Source organism: Bacillus sp. P4_E1, from assembly GCF_056401715.1.
Genome location: NZ_JBFUIV010000007.1, coordinates 55,801 through 82,720, shown reverse-complemented (window position 1 = coordinate 82,720; position 26,920 = coordinate 55,801). Strand labels below are relative to the sequence as shown.

Below are 26,920 nucleotides of genomic sequence, written 5' to 3'. Positions count from 1 at the left end.
GTAGTAGGTGTTATACGCAGGTATAATAAATATTTTATACTATGAAAATCTCTTTTTTCTTACTCATTCCTTACAAATTGCTTACGTCCAGAATAGCTTCTATTATAAGATAGAAGGAGCATTTGTGCCGAAAATTTCGAAATTTTCCCTAATAAATATATTAATTAAAAAGAAACACAGAGGTTTTTTCACTTCTGTACTGCATTCCCTAATTAGACCCGACACGGACTCTTGTCGTATTAGCTCATTCAAGGTGATGCAATTTTTTTACAAGTGATACATCTTTTTTATCATATAGATCACTTTAACACCACTCAATATAGAGGTTGCTGTTTCAAATGACTCGAACCCTAACACAGGAGTAGCATCACACATCCATCAACTTAAGAAGTGACAGGGCACTACCAACAAAAAGCGATTTTCGTACGCTAAGCGATCTTCTATATAAAAAAGCCGATTTCCTGTAATCTAAAGGATAATCGGCCGTGTTACTATTCATTTATTTGTAGTAGTTGAAGAAATTCTAAAAGTATAATCATATTAATTATTATCTATAAAGTGAAACTTTAATCAGAGGGGATTTTTTCCATCCCCTCTGATTATTAGTTGAACCAATCGGGCTTTTACGGGCAGTTATCTCCCAACTAACTTCCTCGTATTCACCGAATTTTGAGGTGAGAGTTTACTGCCCGTTAATGCGGGATAAAACAATTCGTTTCTCAGTTTCTGAATCAAAGTAATGCACTTTGTCCATATTTAAACCTAGATCTATATTAGATTGACTTTGCACATCTAAAGAAGTGTCCACACGTGCAACAAAAGATTGTCCATTAATATTAGAATATAGATATGTTTCGGCTCCCATTAATTCTGCTACATCAATCGGTACTGTTACTTTTGCGTTATATGGTAAATCCTCGATTTCTTTTCCATAATAAAAGTCTTCTGGACGTATTCCTATTATGATTTCTTTATTCGTATATCCATTATTTCGCAAGCCTTTCATCTTCTCTTCTGGCACTTCAATTTTCCACTTATCAATCATAACTGCATTATCTGTTAATACTCCTTTGAATAAATTCATTCCAGGAGAGCCAATGAATCCTCCGACAAATACATTCTCTGGATTATCATACACTTCTTTCGGTGTACCGACTTGTTGTACAATACCATCTTTTAGTACAACTAAGCGCGTTGCCATCGTCATAGCTTCTATTTGATCATGTGTAACATATACAGTTGTTGTTTCCAGCTGCTTGTGTAATTTTGTAATCTCAGCACGCATTTGAACGCGTAATTTCGCATCTAAGTTTGATAAAGGCTCGTCCATTAAAAATACCTTTGCATTTCGAACAATGGCTCGGCCTAAGGCAACACGCTGGCGCTGCCCACCTGAAAGTGCTTTTGGCTTTCGGCTTAAATACTGCTCAAGCCCAAGAATTTTTGCTGCATGTTGCACACGCTGGTCAATTTCTTCTTTACTATACTTTCGTAGTTTTAATCCAAATGCCATGTTTTCATACACACTCATATGCGGATAAAGTGCATAGTTTTGAAATACCATTGCAATGTCTCTATCTTTCGGTGTAATATCATTTACACGTTTTCCGTCAATATAAAAGTCGCCCTCTGAAATCTCCTCAAGTCCTGCAATCATACGTAATGTTGTAGATTTCCCACACCCTGAAGGGCCAACCAAAACGATAAATTCTCCATCATTTACTTCTAGGTTAAAATCTTTTACGATTGTCACATCATGATCATATTTTTTGTAAATGTTTTTGAATGATAGTTGAGCCATAATATCCTCCTAGAATTCGAGCTATATTTATAGATATTGTTAAAAATTATGATGACATGAATTATAAAATCTTCGAAATATCCTTCATACTGTCTAAAATATAATCCGCTTTTCCTTCTAAATCTGCCTTCTTGCTCGCACCCGATAAGACGCCCACTACTTTAATGTTACTATTTCTGGCAAATGTAACGTCTGTTAATGTATCACCTACCATAAGCACATCTTCTTCAGTTAGTGAAAATTGTTCTTTAAACATATGATAAAAGTCACTTTCAGGTTTTGTTCTATTCACACCATCATTTGCACCTAAAAAATCTACATAATCATATAACTCAGTCATTTTCAGAGAATGAATAGCTGCATCAACATCATCTGCCGTAACAACCCCAATAATATATTCATTGTCTTTTAAATATCGTAACGTTTCCTTTGCACCTTCCACTTCTGTAAATACAAGATCATCTGAAGTAGAGTACTTTTTGAATAGAAGACATACATTTTGAATAAAATCCTCTTTATCCACATACTGATTTTCTAGTAACGAATACCATGCAGCCGCAATAAAGTAATTTGTGCGACAAGCTAGTAAACTCGTACTCTCAAAATCGTTATCATTCATACCAATAATCGTTAAGTAGTCATCTCGTTTACTTTTTTCATTTGGATACGTTTGAAATATATCATCTAACACACGATGCACAATTTTGTACCAAACTGAATCTAACTGTATTAATGTTCCATCTTTATCAAAAATAATCGCTTTATTCACCTTTTATTCCCCCTATAACTTCATTCCATGTTTTTATATTTTTATTCTGAACCTTATTATGAATAGGATTAATAAACGCTACTAATTCGTCCTCTTTCCATCCCTCAACTCTAGCGTACGCCCCTTCATTTAAAGAGAATGCAAAAGTTGCATCGCTGCCGTATTCTTTTTCAATCGTTCTTCCATTTATAAGTAGTCTCCACTCACACGGTTTATCTGTTTGAACGTTATAAATAATATTTCCTTTAGCCTCATCGCCGACAGCAATCGTTTCACCTTCGTTTTGAATATCTATCGTTAGTTTTCTAAATCGTGAGAAATAAATTCTTCCGTTTTGGATCGCAAATTTCAAGTTTTTAATTGATAAACCGTTACATAATACATATGTTCCTGGATCACCGTAAATGGATGGGTCTTTTGATCCTGGGAATGTTTTAGATGGATGTAAATGCGAATCACTTCCTCCTATTCCCCAGATTTTAAGACCATTTGACCACATTTGATCGAAACAACGCAAAGCTTCTAAAGTAGATGATTTACTTTTTTTATAAGTTGGATCACACATAATTTCCATCGTATGAACATTTTCTAAGTTAATATTAACTTGGTTCGCCCAAGGCTTCATAAATGGATGATTCACACTCAATAAATACCCTTTTTCTTTCATGAGTGAAAATAGTGCATTCATTTTTTCAGTGCTAAATGATTCATCTGCATACTCTGTAAAATCAACAAATTCTCTTATGCCAAATATGTTGTAATGACCATAAGGAGTTGTAAGTTCCATAGATGGTATAATTAATGTGTTTCCTTTTTCATAAGATGGCATAACAATATTGTGCTCCGTCGCATATAAAAAATCTAATTCTTGTTTTTCACATACTTTCATTCCAAGTTCATCATCTATCTCGCCATCTGTTAAATCTGTATGTTCATGAAAATCCCCTTTGTACCAGCGATGTTCTTCATTTACTACCTTATTAAAACGGTCTTCATCGATAAAAACATTGCCCTTACAAAAATGCTCTCTATTATACTTTCGCTCCAACTGATCATTCACTTCTATATTTACTGTATAGTCAACTTTTTTCCCAGTAAATTTCACTACTTTCTTTGCACAATGAGGGATATAGACGACTTCTAATTCCCAATTACCTGACTGTATGTCTCCTCCAATACAACCAGCTGAGCAAAACTTTGAATCTTTCGAAACGACTAGTTTTTCATTTACAATTGGAGTTTGATATTGTATACGTACATAACCGTTAGGATCTCTCAAAATTAGTAAAAGCGGAATTTTCCGGCTATCCCCTTGATCAATTGTTAATGTAAAGTTTGTAATATCAGTTTCATCCATTTGGAAACAATGTTTATTTTTCACTAATGGAGAGAGTGTTATCGTACTTGTTATTTCGATCATAGTTCTCACACCTTTTCAAGTGAATTTTAGAGGCACTTCCTTCGTTCAAAAGCACCTCACGTTCGTACTACAACAGGTTTATTTCTTCTTTTTCAGAACTTTATCTAACTCTTCTTGCGCAACTTTAGCTGCTTCATCTAATGCTTTCTTTGCTGGAACCCCTTCAATCTCTACTTTATCTTTTGCTACATTTAAAGCGTCATTGATTTTTCCACCCGTTGGATCTACAAATGGTCCTACTCCATTATTGTTGGCTTGTTCTAACGGAACTAATGCTTGTGGTTGCTTTTTAACAAATTCAGCATATGGACCGTACTCTGTTACATTGTTACGAACAGGAATATAGCCTGTTGCCATTGACCATTCAGCCGTTTTCTCAGTACTTGTCGCAAATTTCATAAAGTCATATGCACCTTTTGCTACTTCTGGATCAATATTTCTCGTTAATGTGAATAAATATGTTTCTAATTTTGGTGCTGGTTTATTACTACCCCAAGCTGGTTGTGGCAATGCGTCAAACGTGTTAAGACGTTCTTCTTCAGTCATTCCTTTACCTAATGATTTGAACACAAATCCTTGGTCACCAGATGATCCTGTAAATCCTAATGTTCTGCCTTCTACTAAATCAATTACTGTTTTATCCCAATATTCCCATCCAGTACCACCTGAATGTATTTTCATAATTTTATCTTCATGAAGCCATGTGCGGAATTTCTCCCATACCGTAACCCAAGTATCATCGTTAATTAATACTTTTTTACCATCTTCACTTAATACATTGCCACCAGCACTACGGACTGCATCAATTAAGTTTGATGTCCCCCACATTGGCATCCAGCCAGCATATGAAACATTTCCGTTTTCACCACGTTTTGCGACTGTTTTTGCTACCTTTTCTACACCTTCCCACGTCTTTAAATCCTCTTTTGTAAAGCCATTTTCTGCTAATTCCTTTTTATTGTAATAAAAGATTTGTGTTGTACCGTAAAATGGAATTCCATATAACTTTCCGTCAATTGTTGCTTGCTCCATAAAACCTTTTCCGTAATCTTCCTTTTTAAAATCAGTATCATTTTTTACAGATTCATCTAAAGGTACGATTAACTGTTTTTTAACATATTCTTGAATAACGTCTGAACCTAGTAATGCGATTGCTTCTTGGTTATTCGCTGCAAATCCACTTTGTAGCTTTTGATAAGACTCATCGTAGTTACCCGCTTTCGTCGTTTTCACTACATATTTGTCCTGACTTTTATTGTATTCTTCCACGATCTTGTCTACACGATCTGCAAGAGAACCACCCACTCCATTAATGAATGGAACAACAACCTTCTCGCCTTCTTTACTTGCTTTAACCGTACTTCCTTTTCCGCCTGAACAACCCGCAAGTGCACTAACAAACAATGTTAAAACTGTTAGAAGCATGAATAGTTTTTTCATCCCACATATCTCCTTTAATATTTAATTACCCCTTTATTCCTGAATCAGTAACACCAGATAAGAACCATTTTTGTAGAATTAAAAATACGATTAAGAGCGGCACTGTTGCGATTGTACTTGCAACCATAATGTGTGACCAATCTCGTCCTAAAGAACTATTAATGAAATAATCAGCAATTCCATTCGTAATTAGTTTTTGTGTATTATCTTTCAAAATAAGAGCTGGCCAAATGTAATTATTATAGTTACCAATAAATGTGACCAATCCTAGAGTTACAAATGATGATCGTGTCATTGGGAAAATAATCTTCCAAAGAATTCGCCAATCACTCGCTCCATCAATTTTGGCTGCTTCCACTATTTCAAAACCAACTTTGTGGAACGTTTGTTTCAAATAGAAAATACCGAATACGCTAACAGCCATAGAAATCATGTATCCAAAATGTGAATCAAGCAAACCAAATTTACCTAACATTACATACACAGGAACATACGATACAGCTCCAGGGATCATATAAGTTGCCATCACAACACTAAATGTAAGATTTTTACCTTTAAACTTATAAAATGCCAACATATAAGCAAAAAGCGCTGACGAAATAAGTACATATATAGTAATGATGAAAGAAGTATAGAAACTATTAAATAAATATGTGCTAAATGGAAGTATATCTAATACTTGCTGATAATTTTCCCAGTGAAATTCTTTAGGCCAAAACCCTCCTTGTAATACTTCACTAGATGTTTTAAACGAACCAAGCACCATCCATATGAATGGAAAAATAAATAGTAGACTTGATAACGCTAGAAAGAGATGCTTTACGATTAATGGACCTTTTTTCATATTATTCACCTTAATAGTTCACCCACTTGTCACCTATTATTTTGTTTATAACAGATAGTAGTATTGTAATGATTAGTATGATAAATGCGATTGCTGTTGCAGATCCCATATCAAATTGTTCAAACCCTTGTTGGAAGAATAAATAAAGTAACGTACGCGTCGAACCACTAGGTCCACCTTGTGTTAAAATTTTTATTTGATCGTAAGCCTGCACTGAAGAAATTGTATTGACAACAACTAAGAAGAAAGTTGTTGATGAAACCATTGGCAGTGTTACATATCGAAATTTCTGCCACGAATTCGCTCCATCAATACTAGCTGCTTCATATAAACTATCTGGAACTTTTTCTAATGCGCCGATATAGAAGATCATCGTCCAACCAACTAATTTCCAAACTGTCACAATAATGACTGCTAACATCGCTGTTTGACTACTTTGAAGCCAGTCCAAACCTGGTATCCCGAAAAAGTTTAGAACTTTATTAATAACTCCAAATTGAGGTTCATATAAGAGTGACCACACAATGGATACAGCTATTGTTGGCGTTACCCAAGGTGAAAAGATCATTAATTGGTACAATGCGGAACCTTTGAATTTTTTTCGGAAGAATAATGCGAATCCTAAACCTAATGCAATCGTTGGAATCACTGTTCCAATTCCGAAATAAAACGTATTTAGCAATGCTTGCATAAAAGAATCTTGTGTAAATAAATTGAAATAGTTTTCTAAACCAACAAAGTTAAAATCATTCGTCATAAAATCCCAATCAGTAAAACTAATACCTAAACTAATGAAATTCGGAATAATCCAAAATATTATTAGAGGTATTCCAACTGGTATTAAAAAGAACACAGCTTTTGATAGTTTTATTTGCATTCTTGCCACCCCCTAATTCATATTGTACGAGTATATTATTAACACAATGTTGTTAATTTGTTAACCAATTGTAAAAAACAACAAATAAACAAAATAAAACAACATATAAACAATAAAAAAGACTATTTCTCAACTTACTAAGAAATAGTCTTCTTTTTGTTTTTCTATACTGTTATTACTTCTACCCCATTACTTGTTAACACATCTTGCCACGCCTCATCGAGCTTAGCATTTGTATATAATGCATCTATATCACTAAAATTCCCGCTTTTATAAAACTTTGTTAAATTAAACTTTGACTCATCTACCATCATTACAACTTGTTTGGCATTATGCTTTAACTGCTTATATATTTGTGCATCTTCAATATACGAACATGTTAGTTCTTTTTCTAAAGAAATTCCATCACACGAAGCAAATAACTTATTAACAGTGAAATGGTCAAGATAGTTTAACGTCATCTCCCCAGACAATGCTAATGAATTTGTATTCAATATTCCTCCAATGACTATTAGCCTGCAATCAAAGGAATCATAGTGTTCTTTAAGCTCAATAATTTTATTAACAGCTGGTATCGAGTTTGTTAAAATCGTCAAATTCTTTTTATCGTATATGTAATCCAAAATTTGCATTGTGGTTGTCCCAATTTCAATTGCGATAATATCATTATCTTCTACGAGTTTACTTGCTTCCATTGCAATTTTTCGTTTTTCTTCAATATTCTCAGCTCGGCGCTTATCAAAATGAAATTCTAGTGTTTGATCTTTCTTCTTAATTGCACCACCATGTATTTTCGTAAGCTGCCCTTCCTTGTGCAACATATCTAAATCTCTTCGTATCGTTTCTGTTGTAACATTTAATACCTTCGCTAAATCATTCACCATAACTCGGTTGTACTTTTCTAACTCATCTAGTATGTGTTTTCTTCGTTCAAATTGCGTGTACGATTTCATTTCATTAACACCTCTTCAAATTACGAAAAATATTGATTTTCTAAAAACTCTTATTATTAGAAAGACTTAATCGTTACTTTTAACATAACATCATTTACAGAAAGAAGGAACGATTATCTTCACTATATTCCGTCAAAGGAACAATGATATATATCACCATATTCATCATACTTTTTTATTTCAGGAAATCTATTTGTTTGGCGCCCTTTTTTATAAAGAGTGCACTTTTTATTTTCATCTAAAATTCAAATTGGTTTAACAATAAAAACAAGATTATAATAAATAAAAATTTATTGTTAAACGATAAATTTCATGTTAGATTAAATAGATAATATTTAAATGAGGTGCTTTATATGAAACAAGGATCAACACTCTTTTTAAAGACAGCTATTATTCTGATTGGAATCCCTGTTCTTGCTTTATGTATATTTTTAGTTCCTAACATAGGGAAATATGCAGCGGAATTGTTCCCGGATATTGCATTTATAAAATATCTTGTTTTAATCAATCTATATGCAACCGTGATACCTTTTTATTTTGCTCTATATCAAGCCTTTAAACTTGTAAGCTTCATTGACAAGGGTAACGCTTTCTCGAAATTATCTGTTAGTGCTTTAAAAAAGATAAAAAACTGCGCAGTAACAATCAGTATTTTATATGTGGTAGGTATGCCACTCTTCTATCTTGTAGCAGAGAGAGATGACGCACCAGGTATTATTATACTTGGCATGCTCCTAATCTTTGCTTCAATGGTTATCGCAGTCTTTGCTGCCGTTCTCCAAAGACTTTTAAAAGATGCGATAGATATAAAATCAGAAAATGATTTAACGGTCTGAGGTGAATAACATGGCAATAATAATTAATATTGATGTAATGTTAGCTAAAAGAAAAATGAGTGTAACAGAGCTTTCGGAGAAGGTTGGAATTACAATGGCTAACCTTTCTATATTAAAAAATGGAAAAGCAAAAGCAATTAGAATTACAACTTTAGATGCTATTTGTAAAGCATTGGAATGCCAGCCTGGGGATATTTTAGAATATCAACCTGAAGATAGCGAATAAAAAAGAGTCCTTCTCGTAATGAAGGACTCTTTTTATCGCTCATTAAGGCGCAAAACTTATTTGCCCAGTAAACAATAAGATAATCGCGATAATCCAAAAAATAAAAAATGATGAGGAAAGTATTAATGAGATAATTGCAATTGCCTTCTTCTCTGTTTGTTTCGTCATTGTGATTATTGAAAGTATAATACCTACACCTGTAAGAGCAATCGTTACATAATCTCCAACTATATTTCCCGCATTCGCTATTCTCGTCGGAGTTATAAAAACGAATAAAAAACACATAATTCCGATGAGTAAAGATAAATAGCTTATTATACTGTACTTCTTTTTGGGAACTATTTCGGTTTTCATAATACCCACCCCTTTTATATAGCTATGTGTTCATATTAGCACGAATAACCATAATTTGGTTAAAAAAAACAGATACAGTGGAAACTTCCACTGTATCTGTTTTTATTTAATATATAAACCAGCTATTTCTTCTTTAGCGTTATAAGTTATGATAAAGGTACGTTGTTCTTTACTATATTTTGCTACAAGAACAACAGTATATAAACCATCTTTTTCTTCAATCGACTTTTTTTCAATCTTTTCGAATATACCAGCTTTTTCAATTACATGTAAAGTGATAATAATGTTATTTAATTCTGATTTAAAAATATAAGAGCCTCGCTACAAATCATATTGTAGTAAGGCACTTTAAAGTTGTTTAATTTCTAACCTTTTAAATGAGTTTGTAGACAAATATAAATAATAAATTTGTTTAAATCTTGTTCAACTAAAGCTCCCATTAGTTGAAGTGTAATTCTTCACAAATTATTGAGATTCTTCTTCTAGAAAATTAAAATCACCATCAATAAGATCCTGTAAATACTCATCAAAGCTGTTTGCAATCACTTCATATTCATCAGGGTCGTGCAAAAAACGAATTATTTGACCACATACACCTTCATCAGAAGGGTTAAAATCAATATAGAGTCTTGATGTTCCACCATTGTTCATACAGTCTGAAAAATGAATATAAGTGCCAGGGAGAAGTCCTTTTGGATTTATCTTAGAATCAACAGTATCCTCGTCATCTTGGTATTCTAAAAGATAGGAGACGTCTTCTTCTTCTTTTGAACTTTCGAGCATCTGCTGTGTAGAAAGCAAATAATATGGATACTCTTCAACATCTGAGCCTAAAATACATACCGCAACTTTGTTTGCTCCATATTTCCGCCAATATGTACCATCAATATTTTCAAGTAAAGAGATTAGTGATTCTGGACAATTTGGATATTCTGACCTTAATGTATCAATATCATCTTTTGTAGCACCGTACGCTTTATTTAGTGCCTCGAGGTCATCTGTTGATAATGCTGCTCTCAAGCCGTTTAAAAATTTGTTTACCAAATCCATTATTTCGTCCTCCCAATAATAAAATATAAAATTTTTTTATTAGTCTATATACCTAACATAAATAAGATTATTCATTTTTATCGAAAGCCTCATTTCATCTTTTTGTTCAAGCAAATGTAAGCAGATAATCCCATTGTAATTATTGATAGGATGAGTTGAGCATATTTTCCCACTTGAAATATGTACGTAAATATCAAAATTAGGTCATTTTCACTCTACTATGATAAAACCTTCTAACTCGAATGCAATTGATGGTTCACTCTTTACTTGTGCATGTAAGTTACCTTCTTCGTCTATTAACCCATCTGCACTTAATATATCACCTAATTTTAAGTCTTGACCCTTTACCGTTTTGATACCTAGTTCTATATTTGGAATCATGTTCCTACCATCCTATTAGAAATTAGAAATTATAATTTAAAAATGGTAACTTTACACTAGTGTCTACTTCTCCTGTATACAACTCTACAAATACATTTGAAGTTTCATGCGGTATATAGATTGTTGTGACTTTCTCGTCAATATGTACGTAAGCAATTACTTCCATGTATTCATCACAGTCTTTCATAGGTACAAAGGTTAGACAAGGAGATACCCCTAAAGGTACTTCTTTCTTATCTATAAATTCCTTACACATGACAGTCTTCTCTACTTGATATGTAGTTATATGTACATTGTCTACTTCTGTTATTTTTACATTAGTCGGTATCTCTATCCCTAATAGATTACACCAACTGTTTAAGATGGACCTTTTCTCTGTACTTAATATAATGTCACCTTCACCATTTAAAACAAAAAGAGACTCCTTTTGGTCTCTCCCTACTTTTACCTGTTTCATCTCAATCATATTGCATACTCCTTTGTGAAATATTAGTTGAAGTATTGTTTCAGTAACTCACTACCTGTTTTAAGTTTTGTATAATATTGTCCATCTTTCTTCTCGAATTCACCGTTGTTAGCAAATTCTTTCTTTACACTTTCTAAGTTCGATGAATCAATAATACCAAACACATCGCCTATTTCAAAGTTACCTTCTTCATTTATACACTCTTCTAATAAGTAGTATTTGTCTTCTTCTAAAGGAACTATCTTACCTTTTGTAATCGAATACAGATGTTTTGTTTCCTCTACCTGTACCGTAATAAAAATCCAACCAACTCTTACAATGGTACATGGCGTTAACCCCTCAAATGTAAGTGCAACTACTTTTTGGTCTTTCTTGAATTTCCCCATCCTTGGTACCCCTTTAAATAGATTTATTTCTCCTAAAGTCCACTATTTTATAGCGTAACCATAGTCTCTCAAACATCTATCTGCCCTAAGTAATACATCTCTAAGAGTTTCCTTTTCTGTATATCCTAGTTCACTAATCTTTTTTTTTGCATATTCTAGTTCACTATCAATCGCATTCCAGTATACTTTACCGTATTTCGTTACAGTTTCTACATGAATATCCTCAACATAAGCTTCGTGTCGTTCCATTACATCTTTACCGTTTTCTCTATATCCTAAATACTTATAGAATGCACCTACCCCTAGTACCACTTACCTTAGTAAAACCTGCTCTTGCACTACCTATATGGAATGGCATGTTCTACCCCTCTTTTATTTTAATATGATATTATAGCGTTCTCTTTGTTGTGAACTCATAAACTGCCCTACAAATTGTAGTTCATGCCAGTTAAACTCTTTCATGGCAACATAGATGACAGTTAACTTATTGTCTACCATTCCATAATATACCCATTCTTGCTTTGCCTTTGAAAAATTATGCTTTTCTACACTTTGTAATAAATTGAAATTTTTTTATAGAGCTAACCTGCATGGTTAGTTCTATAAGAATTAAAGAACTTTATTATTTTTTAAAGGATTTTATTATTTTTTAAACAACTTTATTATCGCTTAACATTACAGGCGTAAGATCTTTCATTTTCCCCTCTGATAATGCGGTTTTCATCTTGCTATCAAATTTCCCATGCACTTCTTTATACTTAGCTTCATTTTGTAATTACTAAATCCGCCCTATCCCTCGGAGATTCCGCTTCCCAATAATACTCCTCAGCTTTCCAATACCTACTTTGAAACTTTGAAAGATTCTTCTGCGTTTCTGGACTTTCACGTAGAAACCTTGTCTCTCTTGAACAATCCAAATACACCATATAATGAAAAAAATCTCTCCATTCTTTTCGCTGCAGAAAAACTCCTTCTACAATTATTACACCTACTAAAGGAAGCTGTATTTCTTTCATTTCACATGAGTCTGTTTCATCATGATAGTATGGCAACTCTAATTGCATGTCACTTTGTAACTTTTGAAATAAGTTTTGCTGCAAGCAATCGATATCCCATTGAAGGTTATAGTACTCATACCATTCTGCAAATCCAGTATTATATCGCTTGTTACGCTCGGTTATGTGATCATCAATATGAAAAATATGAAACGGGATTCCATTTCGTTTCATATTTTCTTCTAATTTTTTAACCAACGTTGTTTTACCCGAACGACTTAGTCCGTCTATACCTAATATAAATCGCTCATCTTTATGGTCCTTAATAACCTTCATTATCTCATTTGTGCTCATTACTTTTGCCAATCTTCTTTTAATAATKAATAAACGACCGTGTCATGAGCAACATCATTTTGAATCATATATTTTCGAAGTAATCCTTCTTCTTGAAATCCGGATTTTTTTAATAAATTACGGGAAGCTTCATTTTCTATATATACGACAGCTGCAATTCTTATAAAATGCAACGTTTCAAATCCGTAAGCTAGCATTGCTTGCAGTGCTTCGGTTGCGTATCCTTGTCCCCAATATGTATCATCTAGCTCATAACCAATTTCAGCTCGTTTATGATGCTTGTTAATTAAATGAAACCCACACGTACCAATTAATTGATCCGTACCTTTCTTCTCTATTCCCCAGCGAAATACGCTTCCCTCTTCATTACGCTTTCTAAACGTTTGAATAGTCGTTTTCGCTTGCTCAATATTTTCGAAAGAGTCCATTCCGAAATAACGAATAACGGATTCTTTTGAAAAATAATGGAACATCGCTTCTGCATCTAATAGTGTAAGTTCTCTTAATAGTAAACGTTCTGTTTCTAATTTTGGAAACCCCATCCTCTTTTTCTCCTTCTATTCTAATGAACTACAAATTTCAATATAATTACCGTCTGGATCGGCAATGTAAGCAATTGTTTGTCCCCACGGTTTTACGATTGGCTCAACTAGAACTTTCACCCCTTGTTCTTTTAATTTCTCAATCGTTTCCTTTACATCCTCTACAACAAACCCTAACTCAAAATGGGAAGATTGTAGTACACCTTCTGTAAGAGGTAGTCCCGTTAACTCCTTAACATCCTCTCGTGTATTCATCGCTAAAATTGTTGCTCCTGTTTCAAATTCAATATATGTACCGTGCTCTGCTCTTATTGGCAATCTTAAAATTTCTTTATAAAACTGAAGACATTGCTCAAACTTTTCTACATATAAAATAATGTATTTCATTTTTAAGTTCATAATTATTCCCCCTTAACCTTCACCTCTAAAAATTCGACAAATGTTTTTAAAAACCTTGTACCTTATTGAGATGAGCACAAAAAAATGAGGCCGATTTCTCGGCCCCCCAGCTTATTGGCATAAAACAGGAGATTTGGTTTGGACATAACCAGTTCTTACATTTATTATATTTTATTTTTTCTGAATTTTAAATATAATAAACACCTATTTATATTGAGAAAGTTTTTTTACTTGCATAAAATCATACCGCTTAAGAAATGCTACAAATGGAGGTGTATACATATGGAACCAATGCTATGTCCAAGCTGTAAAACGAACCGAACGCGCTTTAATATTCTTGAGCAACAAGTAAAACCAGTAAAATTAAATCCGCAAACTGGTCAAGTAGAAGAAGAATACACAAATGAAACGATGAACGCTTTTCATATGGCTTATCAAGGACCTACTTACCGCGTCCAATGTGCTGTATGCGGGCTTGTTGAAAACCCAGAGCAATTTATAAAACCTGCGCAAAATCAGTCTTTTTCTTAAACATTTTTATTACCCCCTACCAATTTTCAATAGGGGGGTTTTTCGTTTTACGTAAGTAAGATGATTAATTGATGTATAACCTAAGGTACGGAAAATTGGATTAAGCAACAACTGATAGCAAATCTTTTTAAAAGTTGCCCCTCTCCCTTTTTGGAAATATTCCCCCTTTATAACTCTGTCGAGATTCGTACTTCTCTCGCTGTTTTACACCTCAAATATACAGTTCTTATTATATAAAAAAGAGCGAACAAAATAAAAGAATATAGAAATTAAAGTAGTTGATTCCCATACCAACCAACTACTTTAATAAACCTACTCTTTGTTAAAAAATTTCCTTTTTTAATTTTTTAATCTGGCAAGATACAATAGTAATTAGATATAAATATAAACAAACAAATAACCCTACCATACCTTTATATAATCCAGATTCTGATGTTCCAAAGAAACATAAGTAAATCGATGGAATTAACATTGCAAACATAATTGCAATGAACTGTAACAACTCAGTAAGTTTTTGTATCCTCGTTTCCTTGTCTGAATATATATCAGGCAACTCATTTTCCTCTTCTACTTCTTTACAAAAATAATTCCATTTCATAAAACTCGTTACATGTTTCCATCCACACATTTTATATATTTCAATATATTCTTTTTGTTTTTCCTTTGAATCTTTATAATCCAATCTAAAATCTGCTTTATATATTACATCTTTCGGCTCAGTTTTCTTAAACGTATACATTACATTATACTTTTGTAGTGCCCAGCCTTGTTGATGCATTTTTCTTAAAAAGGCTTCCTCTTTTTCTAAACTCCATCCCGCGTAAAATTTAAATACCCTTTTTGTCTCCATCTTCCATTCACTCCCCTAATATACTGTTTCCATTCCTTACAGATCTCTGCAGTCTGTTATACTCTAGCTCTAACACTTCTCTCCCAAACGGTGTTAACTCATAGCACTTCTTTCTGTCTGTAGAGGCAACTTCAACAATCAATTTCTCTTTTAATAACTTCGTCGTATTCCCGTATAAAGTACCAGGACCGAGCTTTACTTCCCCATTTGTCATCTCTTCTACCATTTGCATAATTCCATAACCATGCATTGGCTTTACAAGTGACAACAATATGTAATATGTCGCCTCAGTTAATGGAATGTATTTTTGCGCTTTCCCATTCATTATAACTACCTCCGATACATCGCTTCGTGATATATCGACTTTCGATATATCGTATACCGATATTGTATAATCATATTCCAAAATATGCAAGTGGAATTTTAAAATTAAATATCCATTTCTTCAAATTAAAAAATCATATCAATTTTCTGAATAATTTGTTAAAATATAGAAATATCCGCTTTTATTTTGAAAGGAATGATACATATGATAACTAAATTGAAAGAAAACATAGGATCTGTTTTTGTCGGTAAGGAAAATGTAATTGATTTACTCCTCGTTTCATTACTTGCTGATGGACATGTACTGCTTGAAGACGTTCCTGGCACCGGGAAAACATTACTAGCAAAAACAATTTCTAAAAGCATTGGTGGTAATTTTTCTCGCGTTCAATTTACCCCTGATGTACTTCCGAGTGATGTAACAGGTATTGAATATTTCAATCCAAAAACTAGTGAATTCGAGTTAAGACTTGGACCAGTCGTGACAAACATATTACTTGCGGATGAAATTAACCGCGCGATGCCGAGAACACAATCTAGTTTGTTAGAAGCGATGGAAGAACGACAAGTAACGCTTGAAAAGCAGTCTACTCCTCTTCCGAAACCTTTCTTTGTTATTGCGACGCAAAACCCGATTGAATCACAAGGAACTTTCCCTCTTCCAGATGCACAACTTGATCGCTTTTTAATGACGATTTCAATTGGTTATCCGTCTCCTGAAGATGAATTAAAAATGATGCGCCGTTTTCGTAACAATGCACCGTTAGAAAGCGTCACATCTGTCATTTCTTTAGAAGACATTTTAGAAGCACAGAAACAAGTGAAAGAAATTTTCGTATCAGAACCATTAGAACATTACATTATTAAGCTTGCTCACGCTACAAGAAATCATGATTACATTGCTAACGGTGTAAGCCCGCGTGCTACATTAGCTTTAGTACGTGCCGTTCAAGCATTAGCCTTTTTACGCGGGAGAGAATATTGCACGCCTGAAGATATACAATTTTTAGTTCCTTCTGTTTGGAATCACCGTATCGTCTTGTCAATGGAAGGAGCTTTACGTACGACAAAAAATGAATTAATGCAAAGGATTTTAAAAGAAGTAGACGTACCTGTGGAGATTGAACAAGCATGAATGGACAGCGCGTTGTAACTGTACCTTTATTTTTTCAGCTCCATATTATTCAATTAACTGTGCCAGGCGCTATACTATTTACGTTTTTTCTGCCGCAACGAATTATTATGTTTCTCTTTTTCTTCTACTATTTATTTGCGATTTTTATTTATAAATATGTCGCTTACATAGAGAAAAAGTTTCAAGTAATAAACGAGAAACAAACAACTCGGCTTTTCCCTGATGAATCTGGACAGTTTTTTATTCATTTAAAAAATGGGGCAAATATACCACTCGTTAATGGTGTTTGTTATTTTCATTTAGATTCTTCCCTTATACCGCATAAAGATCAAGGGATTGAACAAATATCAAAAACGTTATTTTCTTTCCCATTTTCACAACCTGCTCATTCGGCACAAAAATGGGATTTAACATTAACCGCAACGAAGCGTGGTGTGTTTCAAATTGAACAATTTGAATGTGTTTTAAAAGATCCTTTTCATCTTTTAACTGTACATTTACCTGTTTTCGATAAGTTAAAGACTGAAATTATTGTGTACCCTTCTCCTAAAGAGGTAGCCGGTTTACAAGAACTTCAGCAACTATTAACAGGTTCGTATCGAACGAATTTCTCTTTTTACAATGATGAAACATCTATTATCGGTGTTAAACGATATGAACGTGAATCTTTCCGCTCTATTCATTGGAAAGCATCTGCTAAAATGCAGGCGTTACAAGCGAAGCAATATGAACCTGTAAAAAATTATAGTTGGACAATTTGTCTTTCTTTAGCTGCTGATCGTGGGTTTGGTTGGAAAGAGAATGTAGAAGACCTTATTTCTTTTACAACATACATTTGCCAATACGCAACGAAGCATCAAATTCCGTTTGAGTTATTTATTAGCGTTTTAGCAGAAGGTGGCCCTTTGCTTTTACCATTAAACGAAGGACAAACACATTACGCCAAAGCGTTAGAAGAATTAGCACGTATTTCTGATGATAGTACGCTACTTCCGAAACAAGGATTTCTTCATTATGTAACGAGAAAAAGGGAACGCTCATCTACAATGATATACATTGGTTTGCAGAAAAAGGAGCTCCCTCTTCTATCTCAGCCTACGTTCCTCATTAATAATGAAGGGATGGTGGAAAAGCTTGAAAACTTGGCTCTATCACGTTAATGACTTTATTCTGCTCCTCCTCCTTTCGTTATTAACAGAAAGGGACGAACTAGTTGGTATTGCTATATTTTTAGTGACCGGTTATGTAGGAGTATTTCTTATTCATAAATTTATGAATAAAAAAACAACAGGATTTGTACTACTGTTAGTTATTCAAATAATCGGTTGTTCTATCTTTCTCCCTTTCTCTATTTTAGACACAATATTATTACCACTGTTTTTCTTTATCGTACACTCTGTTGGACCGGGATATCCAGTACAAAAATCGTTAGGCGGTATTGTATGGTTTGTCGTTTCAGCTATATTTTATGCCCCCTTTCCGCCAGTGTGGAAATTGTTACTATTAACTTTACACATTATGATTACATTTTGGTTAACAGGTTCCAATCGTAATCAACAGCTATTACGTTTCACTTCTATTATTACGATTGGAATAATTAGCGCTTTACTTATTCCGGTATTTCCTTATATTCGGCTTCTTTTTTCTTATATCATACAAGTAGTTGCCTTAGGATTTGGTTATGCTTTAAATCCATTGTTCTCGGCAGCTGCATTAAAAGATACAGACGACTTTTGGTCGAATAAAGGAAATTTAAAAGATCCTCAAATTAAAGAGGAATTGGGGCAGCGTCCTTTTGATCCAACTCTCATAAATAGCATTACAATAATAGCCTGTACAGCCATCTCTATTTACGTCGTTTGGAAAATAGTAAAAAAACGAAAACATTTAAGTTTACCAAATATCCCTGTCTTTGAATCTACAATCATTACTGATAAAGAAGGCATTAGCCAAAAACGCTTCAAACGAAATAAACCACCAAATAACGAAATTCGGAAAGAAATTTTCAAACTCGAGAGCAAGCTATCTCCTCCTTTAAACCGAGAACGAGGAGAAACTGTTGAAGCTTGGCTAGAAAGAATTAATGATGAAGAAGAGGTAAATATTCAGAGTCATATTATTATAGACGCGTATAATGCAGTGCGTTATTCAAATGGTGAAAACACTGTACTTCTGCATGAATTTAAGGAAGAGGTTCATAAACTTTATGCGTATCAGAAGAGTTTGAAGAAGAAGAGAAAATGATGTATACAAAAAGACTCCTATTAAACTAGGAGTCTTTTTGTGTAAAAGTCCACGTTGCTTTTCACAAATTATGCTTTTTTTCCTGCTTCAATTTCTAAAGATTCTTCATGCCACCAAAGTGTTTCTTCAGGATCCTCTTTAGCGATTTGATGTGCTTCTTTTTTCGATTCTACAGTAGGGTAAGAACCTTTTAGTGCACGTCCTGAGGTTGTGACAAACAGTACACTAAACACAATTAATCCAATTACACTTACACCTGTTAAATAAAATGCTGGTGCTAGTGGATTACCAGTAGCATGAACTAAGTATGAACATACGAGCGGTGTTGTACCACCGAATATAGATACAGAAATATTAAAGGAGATAGAAAGCGCACGATAACGTACATCGGTGAAAAAGAGTGCTGGTAATAACGAAGGCAATGTTCCTTCATATACACTAAGGAAGAAACCTAAAATGAAAATACCCGCAAACATGGCTACAATATGTCCGTTACCAATTAATAAAAATGCTGGAATTGAACATAATGCTAAACCAAGTAAGCCAATTTGTACTACGCGTTTATTACCTACTTTATCACTTAATTTACCGAAATAAAGTGCCAGTGGAATCATAAGTGCCATCGTAATTGAAATAATTAATAAGCCCGTTGTTTCTTTGACTTTTAGTACTTGTGTTAAATAAGAAGGAATATACGAAAGGATCATATAGTTTGTAATGTTAAAGAAGGCAACAATTACTGTGCTTAATAAGAAGTCTTTTTTGTGATATTTTAATATATCCATAAATGAAAATTGTTCGTTGTCTTCAGATTCCTCTTGTGCTTTTTCCATCTCTTGAAAGATTGGAGATTCATCTAAATGACGTCGTAAATATAAACCGACCAAACCAATTGGTGCAGCAATTAAGAAAGGAATACGCCATCCCCAGCTGAGCATTTGCTCATCTGTTAATAATAACGTCAAAATGGTAACAATTACCGAGGCAGCAATGTAACCTGAGAGTGTTCCAATTTCAAGACCACTACCGAGTATACCACGCTTTTTATCTGGAGAAGATTCTGCGATATAAACCATTGCTCCTGAATATTCGCCGCCTGTAGAGAAGCCTTGAATCATTCGAGCAATTAAAAGTAGTATTGGTGCCCATACACCAATTTGTTCATAGGTTGGTAGTAATGCGATGAATAATGTAGAAAGTGCCATTAAAATAATAGTTGTACTTAAAACAATCTTTCGGCCGTATTTATCTCCTATTCTACCAAAGAAAATACCTCCGATTGGTCGAACGAGAAAGGCCGCCGCAAATGTACCAAATGTTAGTACAAGTTGCAAACCACTATTATCCACACCTGAGAAGAATAATTGACTTAAAATTACCGCTAAATACGCGTATAATCCAAAGTCAAACCACTCCATTGCATTCCCAATGCCAGTAGCAATAACTGCTTTTTTCGCTTGTTTAGAATTGACAATATTAACGTCTTGAGGTTCAAAATTCAAATCATTATTTTGTTGCATATAGTAAAACAGCCCCTTATTTAATTTAACTTCTTTAAGCACACCTTCTCTTACTAGAATAAATTCAATACGAAGCACTTAAGGAAAAGCAACGTCTCCTTATCTGTTATTATTGTTTCACATAATTAATTATTTGTCCAACGAGATGCTTCCTAGATTAAGTAATTTACTATTTTAAAAAGCTGAAGAAGGCGCTATACGAGTACCTTTTTCAGCTTTTTATTTTAATATGTAAATTTATTTTTTTCACTCCTATTTGAATTAAAAATAAGGTGCTTTTTTATAAAGTTTTTTAAACACTCGCTATAGCTGATAAGCTATGAATACAGGAGATAAACTCATAAATAAATGCATCAATTTCTTCTTTAGTAATTATATATGGAGGAAGTAAACGGATGATGTTCCCTTGTGTAACATCAACTAACATTCCTTTCTCCATTAGCTCCACCTGTAATTTCTTAACATTTTCATTCTTATCATTCAAACTAATTCCAAACATCATTCCAGCATGACGTACTTCCTGAATATAATAAGAATTTTCTTTCTGAATTTCTTGCAATTTATCATTTAGATAGTGTGATGTTTCATACGCTTCTTGCATTAAACCATCGTCAATCAATGTATTTAAAACCGTTAACCCTAAAGCCGTTCCCATTGAAGAATGAGCAAACGTTGTGCCGTGATCTCCTGGTGCAAATACATCACATAACTTTTCACCTACAATAATTCCGCCAAGCGGTATCCCGCCTCCTGCTCCCTTACCAATTTGAATAATATCCGGTGTAATATTGAAATTTTGATAAGCAAATAGTTTACCAGTTCTCCCCATACCACTTTGAACTTCATCAACAATAAGAATGACATTATATTTATCACATAAGTTTTGAACACCATGTAAATATTCACCCGATAAAGGGTATATCCCCCCGCTACCTAATACAGGCTCTAGCATAATCGCAATTGGATTTTCTTTAACAATTGTTTCTTCTAATTGCTCTATATTCTCGCGCTCTACTTCATATACTGGAATCGATGTTTTAGGGAAATTTTGATATACACTTTCTTGTCTCGTAAAATGAAGTGCCCCTAACGTACGCCCGTGGAAGCTATTCTTCAGCACTACGATTCCTTCACGTTCCTCATGCGTATTCACTCTATATTTATCAATTAATTTCAACGTTGTTTCTGTCGCTTCCGTACCAGAGTTTGTAAAAAAGACTTTTCCATTTTTTAAAGAGCAATCAACTAATTTCTTTGCATACTCAATCGCAACTGGGTTTAAAAAATGAAATGGGAGATGCAGAGATTTCGTAACTTGTTCCATTGTCGTTTGCACGATTTTCGGGTGATTATACCCTAATACGTTCACTCCGACACCAGAAAATAAATCTACATACTCTTTACCATCCACATCATAAAGCTTGCACCCTTCTCCTCTTTCTATTGCAACCTTCGTACGACAATACGTAGGCATCATATATTCTTTATCTAATTGAAACCAATCCGACATTTTAAATTCCTCCTAGTTATTTTCCCTGTTTATTTATGTTCATTCTCTATAAAGTCATGTATAAATTCATTTTTAAGATTGTAATTTTAATAGTAATTTTCTTCCCGATATTCATTTTTCCATAATTTCTTCTATTTCAACAGGTCCACTACATACACGTTTTTTTCATCTAGCGGTCTATTACTATTTTGAACTTTGCGTGTCATACATAATCAAGGCTATAAAATCATATTTAGTAACAATGGAAAAAAAGATTTGGAGGCTATATCGATGGATGAAAACTATGATAAACAGGGACAATCTTTACTAGGAAAAGGCTTTAATGAAAATGGAGAACGTAATGAACAAGCTATACTTCACTCTCAAACAGTTGGTTCACGTGGACCTATTTTAAAACAAGATAATGTACTGCACGAGGCGTTACAAGAATTTATTCACGAAAAAATTTTAGAAAGACCTGTTCATGCAAAAGGATTTGGTGCATTCGGTTATTTTCAAACGATATATCCGATGTCTGAACATACAAAACTAAGCTTTTTACAAAATTCAAATGAGAAAGTTCCTGTTATGGTTCGATTTTCATTAGCTGTTAGTACTAAAGGAACACCTGATACTTCTAGAAATGTACGGGGTTTTGCTACAAAATTTTATACAAAAGAAGGCGTATTTGATCTTTTATGTAATCACCTTCCTGTCTTTTCTGTTCGTGATCCGATGCGTTTCCCTGAAACTATTAATGCGTTATTGCCTTCACCTAAAAATAACTTAATAGACCCTGATAGATTTTGGGATTTTGTTGCTAGAGCACCCGAATCCATTCACTTTGTTGTCCGTTTATACTCTGATGCTGGTACGGCAAAAAGTCTTCGCCACATCCCAGGACATAGTGTAAATACATATGTTTGGAGAAATGCTCAAGGTTATCGAAAGTATGTAAAGTATCATTGGTATCCATTTGAAGGTGTACAATTCATTACTAGTGAGGAAGCAAATAAACTGGCCGCCGAAAATCCTGATTATAGCGGGAAAGATTTATACGATACAATTGAGGCTGGTAAAGCAGTGGAATATGGTTTATATGTCCAGCTCATGGATCCTAAAGATGAAACACACCTTTCTTATGACCCTTTAGATGATACAAAAGTATGGGATGAAAAGGAGTATCCTCTTATACCAGTAGGCAAAATGGTATTAAATAAAAATCCTGAAAACTATAAAGAACAAGTAGAAAAAGTCGCTTTCTCCCCTTCTAATTTACTAGACGGTGCAGAACTATCAGATGATAAAATGCTGCAAGGTCGTGCTAACATTTATAGTGATTCTCAAAGAAGAAGAATTGGACCTGAATTTCGTAAAATAGCGATCAACCAACAGCAAGATTGGACACCTGCTAATCAAGCAACTAGCGGTGACGGAAGATACGTTGAAGGAAAACTTGAAAGAGCTTCTATAACTAAGAAAGACGACTTTGGGCAGCCTGGTGAATTTTATGAAAAGTTAACACAAATAGAGAAAGAACACCTTGCTGAAAATTTAGCTAGTGATTTGAACGTTATATCCGATGATATTAGGAAGATAGTTTTGGGGTATTTCGATCAAGTATCAACTGATTTGAAAACAAGCATTGGGACAAAAATGAAAGAGCATTAAGAAGATTAAAACATGCTTTACGAATGAGAATTCAAATCTATATTAATTATTTTCTTGTCAAAATCCAATGAGGTTATATAATTTAAAAATATAAAACCAATATACCCCTGTTCTAATTATAGAACAGGGGTATATTGAAGTAGTTTAATGTTTAACATTAAATACTTTATTTAACTAAAAAATGCGATAAGTAGCCTTTCAAAACAAACTATAGTAAATTATTTTACTTGCACTGTATAATTCCCTGTTCCACCGCCATACTTATATACACTTAAGTAATATTTCCCTGGCTTCGCATTATAATTTCCAAGCAATTTGTTTCCATCACGTTTAGTTGCATAAGCTACATAATTATTTAGATCTGATTCAGAATATAATACCCAGTTCATTCCAAGGTTTTGTTCGTTCGTAACAGAAATCTGTAAATCTTTTTGATCCTTTACATCGATAACAAATTTATCCCCCTGATCTTGATCGCTTAAGTTTCCTCTTAATAAAGTGTTCAAAGATAGTGGATTCGCTGTATCAAATGAATTATTCGGTTCTTTTTCTACAGCCGTACCTTCTTCCGTATTCACTCCGCTAAATACAATATCATATTCAAATTGTCCAGCATTATTAACACGGTAATTTACAAAATAAGCAGTCAATGTTTTATATCCAGTCCACTCTTTTCCTGAAAGACGTTTCAACATATCATTTGTTGCTTGATTCATCACTTTCCAGTCCTCAATTTCTCCTTTTGCCGCACTTCCTGTATATGTCCCCTGTAGTGTAAATGTATTAAAGAATTGTGATTTATTTTTTGTTACCTTCACATCTTTTAACTTTGCTTCATTTGTGATATCTGATGTAACATCCGAAATCGATTTTGGATCATGCTGCGCTAAGTACTCATCTGATACTTGTGGAATTGTATACTTATCGCGATTATCAATAAGCATTTGCATATAAGATTGATAGTCTTCATTTAATTTATTATCTTTGCTTAATGTAGAACGATATGCGTCGTAACTTGAAACATCATTTGCACGAATTAAATCATGCACTTTATCGAACATTTCAGGACGGTTATTATACATATATGATTGCAATGCAAACGAATAGTTATAAAAATCCCACGTTCCATATTTCGCATTTAATGTTTGTGCTGCTGTATAACGTTTTGCAGGATCATAAGATAATCCACCAATTATACTTTTTCGTGGTACTACACTATCTAATCGCGTTGAACCTGCAAAAAACTCTGCATTCCCTTCTTCAAACCATGTTAAACGTTCATTTTGATACATTTCCCCTTGGCCCCATAATCCCTGAACCTCGTATCTTCCCTGTAAGTAGTGTGTAAATTCATGGCGGAACAATTCTTCCAAACTATAAATACTTTGCTCTGGTGTACGTTCATATGTAAAGAAAGTTCCCGTTCCTTCAATGTACATTCCACCATTATTCGTTTCATATCCATACAATTGACGGTTAAATTGATATTCATCTGGACTATTATAAATAACCATCGTTAACACATCATCAACATGTCCACTTTCAAGTGGTTTATCACTACCAACTGTACGATAAAATTGAGAGCGTACTTCTTTTGCCGCCCAGTATAGACGTTTAATTTTCTCTTCGCTAACTTTATCCCCTGTTTTAAAGACAATAGCTCCATCATCAAACGTATACGTTTTCGGTAAATATTTCTTTTTACCCTCTTCTCGAATTTGATCTAAACTTATTGTTTTTCCGTTCGCATCTACTCCTCCGTAATTTGTAGTAATTTGTTCTGCTGCAACAAAATATTGCTCCCCTAAATGTGGATAAATCCGCATCGCTTCTGTAACAACTTGCTGGCCTTTTGTTGGTGTACTATAAAGCTTGCCTAATCGACCAGCATAGTAAATTCCATTATTAATTAACCATCCGTTTTTATTTGTTACAGTACCAATTAGTGCAAAACGATTTACTTCATTAATAAAGTTATCAATATTGCGATACCACATCGTATCTTTTGGCTCTTTTCCAGTCGTGTACATATCCGTCTGAATATCAAAGTCAATTCCCTTCATCAACTCATAAATAGCGTCTCCTTTCGTTCGGTCTTCAATGAAAGTTGCAAGATTATCGTTATATTGTTTAAAAATTTCACCTGCATATAAAACCGTTTCAACATCAGCCGATGCATTTCCAATTAATTTCCCATATGATGAAATAACTTTATTTTGTTCTGATGTACCAAGTTTGAAATTCGGATTTTTTGCAATTGTTTTTAAAGCCGGTAAACATTTATCATGGTAGCTACGCTCATTTAGTTTGCTTAATTCATCATGGTAAAAACCTAAATAAAATGCTGCACGTAGAGCTTCTACTAACGTTTCAATCCCTTTTGAATCATCTTTCGTATAAGTTTGACCTTGTTCTGCTAGTTTATTAATGATTGCTTGCATTCGGCTATCATCTTGATAGAACTTGAGACTATCACTATTAAACTGAAATAACTCCGGGATTTGATACCATTTAATCGTCACAAGAAGATCAGTTAATTGTTTGTTACTTAATTGATTTAACTCAGCCATCGAATACTTTTTTTCTTCAGCTAACGGTTTAACATCCTCGTTTGGTGCTAGCGGACGCTGCGATAAATCCGATAACTTTAACCGTTTTGTAAAAGATGCATTTTCTTGTACTGTTGAAGAGTGCGCCAACTCATCAACAGATTTCTGTATTCCTACCGGCTCCATTTGTAATACGCTCTTCACATTTTTCTCTTTTGTCTCTGCTTGAATTTGCAAACCATTACATGATATTGTCACTAGTCCCACACCAAGAATCAGCTTAGAAATTTTCGAATATTTAACCATACCATTGCCCCCTAATAATTTTAAAGAAAATTCAGAATATTAAAACCAGAACATACTTATTTGTATGTATTTACAGTTCCGCTATAAATACAAGTATGATCAATGATGCAATAGTAGCTTGTTTTATACTATTACGAATACAGATTCCTTACATACAATTCCCCTTCCTTACATTTAATACAAGCAAAAACTGTGCCAATGCTATTTC

General features: G+C 33.8%; 29 protein-coding genes and 2 pseudogenes. 7 read left to right on the top strand and 24 right to left on the bottom strand.

Annotation, left to right across the window (positions count from 1 at the left end; translation table 11 throughout):
- Positions 1-682: 682 nt before the first annotated feature.
- The 7 genes from AC1DS7_RS11915 to AC1DS7_RS11885 form a co-directional block, all read right to left on the bottom strand.
- Positions 683-1,801 (bottom strand): ABC transporter ATP-binding protein, encoded by a 1,119-nt coding sequence (locus tag AC1DS7_RS11915; protein WP_476998991.1) that lies wholly within the window; start codon positions 1,799-1,801, stop codon positions 683-685.
- Between the two features lie 61 nt (positions 1,802-1,862).
- The gene (locus AC1DS7_RS11910; RefSeq protein ID WP_476998990.1) at positions 1,863-2,570 is read right to left on the bottom strand and encodes an HAD family hydrolase; all 708 of its coding nucleotides are present in this window, start codon (positions 2,568-2,570) and stop codon (positions 1,863-1,865) included.
- Entirely contained in the window at positions 2,563-3,990 is a 1,428-nt protein-coding gene (locus tag AC1DS7_RS11905) for a CehA/McbA family metallohydrolase (RefSeq protein ID WP_476998989.1), read from the bottom strand. Before AC1DS7_RS11905 ends, AC1DS7_RS11910 begins: the two co-directional genes overlap by 8 nt.
- A 78-nt stretch (positions 3,991-4,068) precedes the next feature.
- On the bottom strand, positions 4,069-5,430 hold the full coding sequence (locus AC1DS7_RS11900; RefSeq protein WP_340775645.1) for an extracellular solute-binding protein: 1,362 nt from the start codon (positions 5,428-5,430) through the stop codon (positions 4,069-4,071).
- Between the two features lie 25 nt (positions 5,431-5,455).
- Entirely contained in the window at positions 5,456-6,274 is an 819-nt protein-coding gene (locus AC1DS7_RS11895) for a carbohydrate ABC transporter permease (RefSeq protein ID WP_476998988.1), read from the bottom strand.
- A 10-nt stretch (positions 6,275-6,284) separates the two neighbouring features.
- Complete coding sequence (locus AC1DS7_RS11890; protein ID WP_340775652.1) at positions 6,285-7,151, bottom strand: carbohydrate ABC transporter permease; 867 nt, start codon at positions 7,149-7,151, stop codon at positions 6,285-6,287.
- A gap of 164 nt (positions 7,152-7,315) precedes the next feature.
- Positions 7,316-8,104, bottom strand: coding sequence for a DeoR/GlpR family DNA-binding transcription regulator (locus AC1DS7_RS11885; RefSeq protein ID WP_340775655.1), 789 nt, complete (start codon positions 8,102-8,104; stop codon positions 7,316-7,318).
- Between the two features lie 353 nt (positions 8,105-8,457).
- On the opposite strand from AC1DS7_RS11885, the gene AC1DS7_RS11880 reads away from it, so the two are divergent.
- Together AC1DS7_RS11880 and AC1DS7_RS11875 are read left to right on the top strand one after the other, a co-directional pair.
- Positions 8,458-8,940 (top strand): DUF2975 domain-containing protein, encoded by a 483-nt coding sequence (locus AC1DS7_RS11880; RefSeq protein ID WP_002190008.1) that lies wholly within the window; start codon positions 8,458-8,460, stop codon positions 8,938-8,940.
- A gap of 10 nt (positions 8,941-8,950) precedes the next feature.
- On the top strand, positions 8,951-9,166 hold the full coding sequence (locus tag AC1DS7_RS11875; RefSeq protein WP_002084833.1) for a helix-turn-helix domain-containing protein: 216 nt from the start codon (positions 8,951-8,953) through the stop codon (positions 9,164-9,166).
- A gap of 42 nt (positions 9,167-9,208) precedes the next feature.
- On the opposite strand, the gene AC1DS7_RS11870 is transcribed toward AC1DS7_RS11875, so the two are convergent.
- The 12 genes and pseudogenes from AC1DS7_RS11870 to AC1DS7_RS11815 all read right to left on the bottom strand — a co-directional run bounded on the left by AC1DS7_RS11870 (position 9,209) and on the right by AC1DS7_RS11815 (position 14,093).
- Complete coding sequence (locus tag AC1DS7_RS11870) at positions 9,209-9,520, bottom strand: hypothetical protein (RefSeq protein WP_002136994.1); 312 nt, start codon at positions 9,518-9,520, stop codon at positions 9,209-9,211.
- Between the two features lie 102 nt (positions 9,521-9,622).
- A pseudogene (locus tag AC1DS7_RS11865) lies at positions 9,623-9,787 on the bottom strand (DUF3887 domain-containing protein); the annotation flags it as partial.
- Positions 9,788-9,985: 198 nt separating this feature from the next.
- The gene (locus AC1DS7_RS11860) at positions 9,986-10,570 is read right to left on the bottom strand and encodes an SMI1/KNR4 family protein (RefSeq protein WP_340775662.1); all 585 of its coding nucleotides are present in this window, start codon (positions 10,568-10,570) and stop codon (positions 9,986-9,988) included.
- A 210-nt stretch (positions 10,571-10,780) separates the two neighbouring features.
- Positions 10,781-10,951 (bottom strand): hypothetical protein, encoded by a 171-nt coding sequence (locus AC1DS7_RS11855; RefSeq protein ID WP_340775665.1) that lies wholly within the window; start codon positions 10,949-10,951, stop codon positions 10,781-10,783.
- Between the two features lie 22 nt (positions 10,952-10,973).
- The gene (locus tag AC1DS7_RS11850; RefSeq protein WP_002032882.1) at positions 10,974-11,417 is read right to left on the bottom strand and encodes a hypothetical protein; all 444 of its coding nucleotides are present in this window, start codon (positions 11,415-11,417) and stop codon (positions 10,974-10,976) included.
- 23 nt (positions 11,418-11,440) lie between these two features.
- Complete coding sequence (locus AC1DS7_RS11845) at positions 11,441-11,803, bottom strand: hypothetical protein (RefSeq protein ID WP_476998987.1); 363 nt, start codon at positions 11,801-11,803, stop codon at positions 11,441-11,443.
- A gap of 42 nt (positions 11,804-11,845) precedes the next feature.
- Entirely contained in the window at positions 11,846-12,115 is a 270-nt protein-coding gene (locus tag AC1DS7_RS11840; protein WP_476998986.1) for a hypothetical protein, read from the bottom strand.
- 60 nt (positions 12,116-12,175) lie between these two features.
- Positions 12,176-12,301, bottom strand: coding sequence for a hypothetical protein (locus tag AC1DS7_RS11835; protein WP_321175480.1), 126 nt, complete (start codon positions 12,299-12,301; stop codon positions 12,176-12,178).
- Between the two features lie 175 nt (positions 12,302-12,476).
- Positions 12,477-12,578 (bottom strand): annotated as a pseudogene (locus AC1DS7_RS11830) (DUF3887 domain-containing protein); the annotation flags it as partial.
- The gene (locus AC1DS7_RS11825; RefSeq protein ID WP_340775671.1) at positions 12,568-13,152 is read right to left on the bottom strand and encodes a kinase; all 585 of its coding nucleotides are present in this window, start codon (positions 13,150-13,152) and stop codon (positions 12,568-12,570) included. The pseudogene AC1DS7_RS11830 and the gene AC1DS7_RS11825, both read right to left, overlap by 11 nt.
- Positions 13,152-13,694, bottom strand: coding sequence for a GNAT family N-acetyltransferase (locus AC1DS7_RS11820; protein WP_476998985.1), 543 nt, complete (start codon positions 13,692-13,694; stop codon positions 13,152-13,154). The genes AC1DS7_RS11825 and AC1DS7_RS11820 overlap by 1 nt, the downstream gene beginning before the upstream one ends.
- Positions 13,695-13,709: 15 nt before the next feature.
- Entirely contained in the window at positions 13,710-14,093 is a 384-nt protein-coding gene (locus AC1DS7_RS11815) for a VOC family protein (RefSeq protein ID WP_002084828.1), read from the bottom strand.
- Positions 14,094-14,375: 282 nt separating this feature from the next.
- Here AC1DS7_RS11815 and AC1DS7_RS11810 point away from each other — a divergent pair, with 282 nt between their 5' ends.
- On the top strand, positions 14,376-14,624 hold the full coding sequence (locus AC1DS7_RS11810; RefSeq protein WP_000433610.1) for a hypothetical protein: 249 nt from the start codon (positions 14,376-14,378) through the stop codon (positions 14,622-14,624).
- A 322-nt stretch (positions 14,625-14,946) separates the two neighbouring features.
- On the opposite strand, the gene AC1DS7_RS11805 is transcribed toward AC1DS7_RS11810, so the two are convergent.
- Both AC1DS7_RS11805 and AC1DS7_RS11800 read right to left on the bottom strand, forming a co-directional pair.
- On the bottom strand, positions 14,947-15,474 hold the full coding sequence (locus AC1DS7_RS11805) for a DUF2812 domain-containing protein (RefSeq protein ID WP_016101151.1): 528 nt from the start codon (positions 15,472-15,474) through the stop codon (positions 14,947-14,949).
- Positions 15,475-15,481: 7 nt separating this feature from the next.
- Positions 15,482-15,799: a PadR family transcriptional regulator gene (locus AC1DS7_RS11800; RefSeq protein WP_001013435.1), complete on the bottom strand. Its 318-nt coding sequence runs from the start codon at positions 15,797-15,799 to the stop codon at positions 15,482-15,484.
- 204 nt (positions 15,800-16,003) lie between these two features.
- On the opposite strand from AC1DS7_RS11800, the gene AC1DS7_RS11795 reads away from it, so the two are divergent.
- Genes AC1DS7_RS11795 through AC1DS7_RS11785 form a run of 3 tightly spaced genes read left to right on the top strand, consistent with a single transcriptional unit; the run spans position 16,004 to position 19,177 of the window.
- Complete coding sequence (locus AC1DS7_RS11795) at positions 16,004-16,933, top strand: AAA family ATPase (protein ID WP_002032896.1); 930 nt, start codon at positions 16,004-16,006, stop codon at positions 16,931-16,933.
- Positions 16,930-18,093 (top strand): DUF58 domain-containing protein, encoded by a 1,164-nt coding sequence (locus AC1DS7_RS11790; RefSeq protein ID WP_016101150.1) that lies wholly within the window; start codon positions 16,930-16,932, stop codon positions 18,091-18,093. The genes AC1DS7_RS11795 and AC1DS7_RS11790 overlap by 4 nt, the downstream gene beginning before the upstream one ends.
- Positions 18,068-19,177 carry a DUF4018 domain-containing protein gene (locus AC1DS7_RS11785; RefSeq protein ID WP_016101149.1) on the top strand — a complete coding sequence of 370 codons (1,110 nt, stop codon included), beginning with the start codon at positions 18,068-18,070 and terminating at the stop codon, positions 19,175-19,177. The genes AC1DS7_RS11790 and AC1DS7_RS11785 overlap by 26 nt, the downstream gene beginning before the upstream one ends.
- A 68-nt stretch (positions 19,178-19,245) precedes the next feature.
- Here AC1DS7_RS11785 and AC1DS7_RS11780 read toward each other — a convergent pair whose 3' ends face one another.
- A complete protein-coding gene (locus AC1DS7_RS11780; RefSeq protein ID WP_012261183.1) occupies positions 19,246-20,697 on the bottom strand; it encodes an MFS transporter in 1,452 nt (483 codons plus the stop codon).
- 292 nt (positions 20,698-20,989) lie between these two features.
- Positions 20,990-22,207 (bottom strand): aspartate aminotransferase family protein, encoded by a 1,218-nt coding sequence (locus tag AC1DS7_RS11775; RefSeq protein ID WP_002032900.1) that lies wholly within the window; start codon positions 22,205-22,207, stop codon positions 20,990-20,992.
- Positions 22,208-22,477: 270 nt separating this feature from the next.
- Here AC1DS7_RS11775 and AC1DS7_RS11770 point away from each other — a divergent pair, with 270 nt between their 5' ends.
- Positions 22,478-23,857 (top strand): catalase, encoded by a 1,380-nt coding sequence (locus tag AC1DS7_RS11770; protein ID WP_002032901.1) that lies wholly within the window; start codon positions 22,478-22,480, stop codon positions 23,855-23,857.
- A gap of 218 nt (positions 23,858-24,075) precedes the next feature.
- Here AC1DS7_RS11770 and colA read toward each other — a convergent pair whose 3' ends face one another.
- Positions 24,076-26,712 carry a collagenase ColA gene (colA, locus tag AC1DS7_RS11765; RefSeq protein ID WP_012261185.1) on the bottom strand — a complete coding sequence of 879 codons (2,637 nt, stop codon included), beginning with the start codon at positions 26,710-26,712 and terminating at the stop codon, positions 24,076-24,078.
- Positions 26,713-26,920 lie beyond the last annotated feature (208 nt).